6 protein-coding genes and 4 pseudogenes are annotated in these 7,766 nt (G+C 59.2%); all 10 read right to left on the bottom strand.

Features of this window, described 5'->3' with window-relative positions; genetic code table 11:
• Window positions 1-210: 210 nt before the first annotated feature.
• Window positions 211-327, bottom strand: a pseudogene (locus HHL14_RS33445) (IS6 family transposase); the annotation flags it as partial.
• Window positions 328-388: 61 nt separating this feature from the next.
• A complete protein-coding gene (locus HHL14_RS32350; protein WP_169501669.1) occupies window positions 389-3,079 on the bottom strand; it encodes a hypothetical protein in 2,691 nt (896 codons plus the stop codon).
• Window positions 3,080-3,753: 674 nt separating this feature from the next.
• Window positions 3,754-4,215, bottom strand: a complete 462-nt coding sequence (locus tag HHL14_RS32355) for an H-NS histone family protein (RefSeq protein WP_169501670.1) — start codon at window positions 4,213-4,215, stop codon at window positions 3,754-3,756.
• Window positions 4,212-4,640 (bottom strand): annotated as a pseudogene (locus HHL14_RS33450) (hypothetical protein). The gene HHL14_RS32355 and the pseudogene HHL14_RS33450 overlap by 4 nt, the downstream one beginning before the upstream one ends.
• A gap of 218 nt (window positions 4,641-4,858) precedes the next feature.
• Window positions 4,859-5,500, bottom strand: a complete 642-nt coding sequence (locus HHL14_RS32360; protein ID WP_169501671.1) for a Crp/Fnr family transcriptional regulator — start codon at window positions 5,498-5,500, stop codon at window positions 4,859-4,861.
• A pseudogene (locus HHL14_RS33455) lies at window positions 5,497-6,110 on the bottom strand (DDE-type integrase/transposase/recombinase). Before HHL14_RS33455 ends, HHL14_RS32360 begins: the two are co-directional and overlap by 4 nt.
• 194 nt (window positions 6,111-6,304) lie before the next feature.
• Window positions 6,305-6,658, bottom strand: a complete 354-nt coding sequence (locus HHL14_RS34050; protein ID WP_169501673.1) for a helix-turn-helix domain-containing protein — start codon at window positions 6,656-6,658, stop codon at window positions 6,305-6,307.
• A pseudogene (locus HHL14_RS32375) lies at window positions 6,616-6,795 on the bottom strand (IS3 family transposase); the annotation flags it as partial. The pseudogene HHL14_RS32375 and the gene HHL14_RS34050, both read right to left, overlap by 43 nt.
• Before the next feature lie 12 nt (window positions 6,796-6,807).
• A complete protein-coding gene (locus HHL14_RS34055) occupies window positions 6,808-7,215 on the bottom strand; it encodes a transposase (RefSeq protein ID WP_407945327.1) in 408 nt (135 codons plus the stop codon).
• 77 nt (window positions 7,216-7,292) lie between these two features.
• Complete coding sequence (locus HHL14_RS34060) at window positions 7,293-7,613, bottom strand: IS110 family transposase (protein ID WP_407945326.1); 321 nt, start codon at window positions 7,611-7,613, stop codon at window positions 7,293-7,295.
• Between the last annotated feature and the right edge of the window lie 153 nt (window positions 7,614-7,766).

Genomic DNA, 7,766 nt, shown 5'->3' on the forward strand with positions numbered 1-7,766 from the left:
TGGAAGAGCGCACGCCGGATGAGGCATACTTCGCGACGCTGCCTGCGATCAAATTGGCAGCATGACTGCCCCGGACGTTCCACTTAAAAATCTCAGAAGTCTGTCCGAACGGGTGAGGCCACCTCTTTATCGCCGGCTCAGGCCCCGAGCGTTCCACTTATCCGACCGTCCGAATTTGCGCGCCCACTTCTATGCGCCACGGATACCAGGCAGCAGTTCCTCAATGTCGCAAAGGCTCAGCTTGCAGCGGTAGTACCAGCGTACAGCGCAACTGATGATCGCCGCCGGAAAGCGGAAGTCGTAATAAGGCGATTTGCTCTTCTTCATATCGCGATTTTATCTGGCGACGATCTCTCGTTGACAGGACCTGCAGCCGATGAGCCATCGATCATTGCTCGGGCCACATCTGATTGATCCAGTTGTTGAAGTCAGTCAGCCTCGCGGAATCTACACCAAGTTGTTGCCCCTTCAAGGCACTGTAGAGCAGCAATGTGGAGGTGGTATTCATGCCCCCCCCATTCAGAAAATGCTTGCCAGAGCTGTTGACCCCCAACACCGATCGCGCACGATCCATACAGAAGCGTCCCGAGAAATACGGCTCCATGAAACCGTTGACGGTCACCAGGTTGGGATCGCAACGCCGCCAATCTGAGACGGGGTGTCCCGATTGAGGACCAAGCAGGTTGTTGAACTGGAAAAAGGAACCGTTGACGATCTGGTTGTACAACCCCGGCTGAAGGGCATTGAGGTCCGCATAACGCGACGTGCCGTCCTCGGGGGACACGAAGACCCAGCCCGCAGGAATCAGTTGCAACAGAGCGCCCGCCCGACCATGCTCTCCCCCATCGGGAATGTTGTCCCACGTACTTCCATCCGTGTACGGTATGCTTAACGCGAGGTCGTTAAAGCCTTGTTGGCCCTGCTTGGCTTTAACCTGGACCTCGCGCAGCTCGTGGGTTTGTGCGAGCGCGAGGGCGTCGGCGGTCCCCATGCTCCGCACGATATCGCTCAACATTCCACTGAACAGCGTGTGGTAGCCCCAATCCACTGGATAGTTGGAAAACTGCCTCGCCGCGCCAGGATTAGTCACCATCGTCAAGTCGTACCACAGATTGGTGCGATAGTAGGAGCCGACCGGATTCTTCGGATCTTCCCACTCAAAGATCGTAAGATTGTTCGTATCGGTTGAGGGCTGATAGGTCATATGCGGCGCGACGAAGAACAGGCCCGGGGTTTGAAGCGCCCATCCGCGCACTTCACCTATGCCCTTAAAGCTGGTTGGCGTCGTGCCCGGACCTGGGACAAACCACTTCTGGTTGCCCTCCAGTCCGTATTTCTGCACCAGATTCCACTGCTGCACGATTTCCCATTGCGTGATGGACAACTCAGCGCGCTCTACAAACGAGTTGTAGTTGGTCCCGATGGGGTTGAGCGCCATCGTGGTGGCATCGCCAAAGCTCAGAAGGTTGTCTGCAGCAACCTGACTACCATAAGCTCCTGTAGACGCGACGTGATTGCTACGCCCCCCGCCGGCGAATCGGTAGGCCTCCCATCCCAGGTTTTGCATCAGGTTGAAGGCTGCATAACGATCCGAGTCACTCAGGTGCGACCAGTCCCCCCAGGTGTTGCCCTTGTGCGAGGCCAGCCATGCGTCCAGTTGCGCCATCACCTGTTTGGGTTGGCGAACTACCGAATACGTGGCGCTGTCGGCGCTGAAGGCCTCCCCCTGGTTGAACGAGCCCTTTGAATTGGACTGCCCGCTTGCCTTGCTGTCCGGCCATGCGTCTTCCGGGCTGATGGAGGGCAGCCATGCGTTCCAGTCCGGGAACTGCAACGAAGTGGCCGTCTCACGCGTGTTATTCACCTGGCTCGGGTCCATCAGGTTATCCACCATCTGCTGTGTCACGGTAATCTGCGTCCCCTTCGGATCGGCGCCGAACAGTGCATTGAGCGCGGCAGTCGGAGTCTCAATCACGGCATCCAGGCCTGCCCCGGCGGCCCACTGGCGGATGTCTCGACTGTCCAGGCCAGGCCCGGGCTGGTAGGGTGGGTTCCAGGGCGAAGCCTGTGGCACGTGCACCGCATCGGCCTGGTTGGAGCGCACATAGGCCACGATCTGCCTGGCCTCGGTGTCGCTCAGGCCATGAAAATGAGCGCGCTGTGTAATCGCGTTGTTCGAGTAGTTGAAGTACTGCAGGTCCCGCCCCGCTTCAGCATGACAGGACGCGCAGGAGGCGTTGATCGTGCGGAGGACGATGCTCGATTTCTTCAGGTAGGCACCCTTGTTCCACAACACCGCGCCAGCTGCCACATCGGCCGCTGCATAGGACTGGTTTTTTTCGGTAGCGATGTCGGCCTGCTGCACCGGATTCACCGACAGCCCTTGCCCGGCGGCATCCTGGAAATCCAGCTTAAGGATGCGGTAGCCGTTGGATTCACCATCTGTGCCGTTAAAGCGGAACTGGATGCGATTGCCCCCCTCGGCGGCTGTGAGTCGCGCGCGCGTGGCGGCGTCCAGCGCCAATTGAATGCGCGCTGTGTATAACCCACTGACACTCAGGCCTCCTTGCAGCCGTTCAGGGGCTGGCATCTGTACGTTCTGGTCGGTGATGTCTACCCAAGGTACCGCGGCATCCTGGGACGTATCGACACCGCCCAGCACGCGTACGCTGGCCTTGATTTTGGTGGGAGGACGCGACGTCTTCTCCCACTCCGGCGCACCAAAAAAACCGCAACGGTGGCAGGTGAAAGCGAGTTGGGTAGCCGAGCCCACGCTGGCTTCGGTCAGGTTCAGCACTACTTCGGCCACGTAGGGCTGATTGCCGTCACTGAGCAACTCCACTGGCAGCGCCAGTGGGCGCACCGAGCTTGTCGAACCGGTGCCGGATCCTGTCGTGCCGCCGGTACTTCCGTTGTTGGGCCCGCCCTCAGAACCGGGGCCGCCCCCGGAACCGGTACTTCCGGTGGAACTTCCTTCGCCGCCACAGGCCGCCAATGTCATTACCAATAGCGCGATCGCAACGCGCGCGCCCCACCCTCGGCCCGCTCCGGCGCTGTGCTTCGGCAATTCGGTACGCATTCGATACCACTCCGTGTTGTTGTATCGTCCGGTGTCACGGACACTGCAATGTCGCCACTATTCAGGAAATGCGCAGTCAGATGCCCTCCGTCTTCAGGCGTACAGGACGGAACCTTGACCACTCTCTCCCGTGTTTTAGCGATTTCCTCTCCGACCCAACGCACTGCGCTGCCACAACAACGCGTCGGGCCCACACTGGTTCGATAGACTGAACTCCGGCTCCGGTGCAAACGGAAAACCGGGTTTGCCAGTCAACTTCAATAGAGGAGCACGGTCCGCCAGGCCACCACTGTTTTTTCACAAAGTGTAGTTATCCGTATTAGATAACGTTCCGGGATGTAGCAGTAGCGGTCCAACTAAGTCATGCGCTGAAACGCTCCTGAAGAGCAGCACGATGACATGTCGCATTCATCTTGCGGCTGGCCAGCACGAAATGCTGCCGGATCGGGCCGAAGCATGGACGAAGCGCCTGCGTGCGACGTGCATCACAATGGCGTTCGCGCCTGCGGGTCCGCTGGCGGCTGTTCTCCGCACGGTTGCTCACGCATGCAGCCTTCTTGACGAAACGTGCTTCACATTGAAACCAGCGCCAAATTTGTCGCACTAGCAACGAATCGTTTCGTACGTGACCACGACAACGCGCTCAAGCAACAACTCCCCGACGTCCTGCTGGCTCAGACCATCCCCGCTTCTCCATCAACCTGATAGTGCCGTTTTTCCTGCAGCCACTGATCCGCGCCGAATACTTTCAGCCCAGTGTTGTCCATCAACACATCCGGCAGCCCGTTAAGCAACAGGGCCTGCTGAGCGCCGGGTACCGCACTACTACTCGCGCCCATTGGGGCGTACGGCACAAGCCGGTATTGCTCGCGATCCTTACCCGCAAGCCAGCCTGGTAGCTTTCCGCGGCCAGACCACGTTTGCCCGGTGATGGGGTTCAGATATTTTGGCGCTACCGGGCTACGCGGCCCACGCCGGCGGTCACGACGCTCGTCGAGTTCTCCAGGCGTAATTAGATACTCGCTCATCATTGCGTGAATTTTTTCGATTACGCCCGTCCGTTCTGCGTGACGGAGCACCTCAATTTCACGATCAAGTTGCGCACGCTGCGCGAGAAGCTCACGGTAAGATTTCATGGGTGGTGTCCTTTGTGATTCTGCGAGGCGACCGCCTGACACATTCGAGTAGTCATGTCGGTGCGGTCACCCAGTCGTCTGGCCAGCACGAAATGCTGCCGGATCGGGCCGAAGCATGGGAGAAGCGCCTGCGTGCGACGTGCATCACGATGGCGTTCGCGCCTGCGGGTCCGCTGACGGCTGTTCTCGGCACGGTTGCTCACGCATGCAGCCTCCTTGACGAAACGTGCTTCACATCGAAGCCAGCGCCAAATTTGTCGCACTAGCAACGAATCGTTTCGTACGTGACCACGACACCGCGCTCAAGCAACAACTCCCCCGACGTCCTACTGGCTCAGACTGAACCGGAAATGCCACCGAACCGCACAGCCTATGACGACGGCAGCGAAGCGGGAGCCGTGGTAAAGCGATTTTGTCTTCTTCATCGCTTCATTCCATCCCCGCTTCTCCATCAACCTGATAGTGCCGTTTCGACGCCTGAAAATTCGTTAGGATCGCTACGCGTATATCCGCGAAACCTTCCTCTCGTTAGCTTGCGCCTTGATTTGCTGGGCGCGATCCCACCCCTAGCCTAACTAATTTCGCAACAGCCTCTAAATTACGGTACCGGCAGCTTAGATCAGCCGGCCTCACGCTTCAGTGACTAAGTCACTGATTCATCGTGCAACGCCTGCAATGCGGCACGGTCAAGTAGTTCGATGCGACCGCGCCGCAGCGTGAGCCAACCTCGCTGCTCGAAGCCCCTGAGTTGCCGGCTGACCACTTCACGCGCTGTGCCTAGTTCGATTGCGATCGCGTAGTGCGTGCATACAATCGCGCCGTCGTGACGCAACAGAAAGCGCGCAAGCCGGGCATCGATGCGTTCGAGGGCGACTTCGCCCACCTTTTCGACCAATCCCGCGAGCCGTTGGACGAAGGCACCGAAGACGAAGGAGCGAAAGGCGGTCGATTCACCCAACAGTCGCTCGAACGCGGGCGCAGGCAGCAGCGCGCCGCGCAGCGCTGTCTCCGCGACGCCTTCGGCAAGATAGGTGCGTGCGCCGAGGAGGCAGGCGCTTGTCATCACACAGCTCTCACCCGGGTTGACGCGGTAGAGCACGATCTCGCGTCCAGCCTCAGACATCGACTGTACCCGCACCGTACCTTCGGTTAGCAACAGGAACTGTCTGCAGAGGGCGCCGGTTGCGAACAGCCGCATGCCAGCGGGTGCGCCGAAGGGATGGGCGGCATCCGCCAGCGCTTGCGCGAGAGTGGCATCGAAATGGAGAGCAAGGGCTTGTTTCATAGTTGTGTCGCGGGGACTCTGTCAAAGCGTTCCTGAAGGGCGGCACGATGACATGCCGCATGTGGGCAGCACGAAATGCTGCCGGATCGGGCCGAAGCATGGGAGAGGAGCCTGCGTGCGACGCGCACCACGAAAGCCACACATCTGGCGTTCGCGCCTGCGGGTCCGCTGGCGGCTGTTCTCGGCACGGTTGTTCACGCGTGCAGCCGCCTTGACGAAACGTGCTTCACATGAGCGAGATTGGGAATGTCAGCCTTCGCCGCGGTCTTGTCGCACCGCTTTTTGCACGAGCACGTCGAGTTCTGCACCATGCTCGTCGACCGTTCGCCGCAACAGATACGGCTTGCCGTGCAGCCTCACGAACATCTCGTGCAGATGCCATGTGCTGCCTGGTTTGCGCCGCGCAGCTCTGGCGCACTGGGCGAATCCAGCGCCAAATTTGTCGCACTAGCAACGGATCGTTTCGTACGTGACCACGACACCGCGCTCAAGCAACAACTCCCCCGACGTCCTACTGGCTCAGACTGAACCGGAAATGCCACCGAACCGCACAGCCTATGACGACGGCAGCGAAGCGGGAGCCGTGGTAAAGCGATTTTGTCTTCTTCATCGCTTCATTCCATCCCCGCTTCTCCATCAACCTGATAGTGCCGTTTCGACGCCTGAAAATTCGTTAGGATCGCTACGCGTATATCCACGAAACCTTCCTCTCGTTAGCTTGCGCCTTGATTTGCTGGGCACGACCCCACCCTTAGCGTAACTAATTTCGCAACAGCTTCTAAGTTACGGTACCGGTAGCATAAATCAGCCGGTCTCACGAATCAGTGACTTAGTCACTGATTCGTCGTGCAACGCCTGCAATACGGCACGGTGAAGTAGTTCGATGCGACCGCGCCGCAGCGTGAGCCAACCTCGCTGCTCGAAGCCCCTGAGTTGCCGGCTGACCACTTCACGCGCAGTGCCTTGTTCGATTGCGATCGCGTAGTGCGTGCGCACAATCGCGCCATCGCGACGCAACAGAAAGCGCGCAAGCCGCGCAATGAGGTTCCCCCGGTTTTTCGCCTTCCAGAGGCCCGGGGTTATGCCGCCGCGTCCCTTGTTCGCTGAGCCACAAGTCAGTCTTGCATGAATTGGGTTGGCGACATGAAGCCAGGCGATGAATGACGCTGACTGCGGTTATAAAACATTTCGATGTATTCGAACAAGTTCGCGACGGCTTCGCGATGCGTACGATACCTCGTGCCATGCACGCGCTCGTTCTTCAGGCTGTTGAAGAAGCTTTCCGTTGGCGCGTTGACGCTCCTATGTCAAGAAGTGCGTGCTGATTCGGACAGGTCGGCCAGAATGAGCGGGTACAGTTCCCTGACGATATAACGCTTCAGGCAGTGGTGAATCTCCTTGTTCGACATGCCCTCCTTGGTTCGTCGCTCGACGTACGCCCGGTTTCTCGGATCACTGCGCGTTCGCACCGTGGCAATGGTCCACAAGGCGTTGTTCGCAGAACGGTCGCCTCCGCGGTTTAGGCGATGTCGGACCGTTTTGCCAGATGATGCCTGCAATGGGCTCGTCCCACAAAGCGCAGCCAGTGCAGCGTCGCTTTTCAAGCGTTCCGGATTGTCGCCTGCAACGGCGACAAGCACTGCTGCCGTTTGAGGGCCAACGCCGAATCGTTCCCGAAGCCGTCTGGCATGCTTCAGGGTCAAGCGCCCGAGCATCGCATCAAGCGTCTTGAGCTCTTCCGCGAGCGCGAGGTAGCGCTTTGCCAGCAAGCGCAGTGTGGTGGCCAAAGTCTTCAACATAGGTGTGTCACCCAACGAGCGCAGCCTCTCCCTCGCGAGCGACGCGCAGCCCGATCGGGGCGATTGACCTCCAGCACTTCGATCTCGTGATCGCGCAGCACGCGGGCCAAGCCTGTGCCATAGGTGCCAGTCCCTTCAACGCCAGCGCGGCGCAGATGACCAGGAGGATTCGCCCAGGTCAGCAGCTTGAGATACCCTGCAGTTTCGGCCGCCACCGACAGGGTTCCAAGGAGCTTCCCTGTTTCGCTGATTACTGCACCGACATGTGTATCGAGATGCGTATCGACACCCAGAATGACTTCGTGTTGTTCCATGCGTGTTCCCGTCGTGGTGGGCGCATTGAACCGCACCGGGAATGGTGGAGGCCGGTTGGTTTAAGTTAATGCGGGCACGTCATCGGCATTTCTGAGTTGCCTGGAGTAGTTTGCCTCAGCCTCGGCGGGCGGGATATAGCCGAGCGGTTCCAT

The organism is Paraburkholderia antibiotica (assembly GCF_012927125.1).
In the GTDB taxonomy this organism is placed as follows: Bacteria; Pseudomonadota; Gammaproteobacteria; order Burkholderiales; family Burkholderiaceae; genus Paraburkholderia; species Paraburkholderia antibiotica.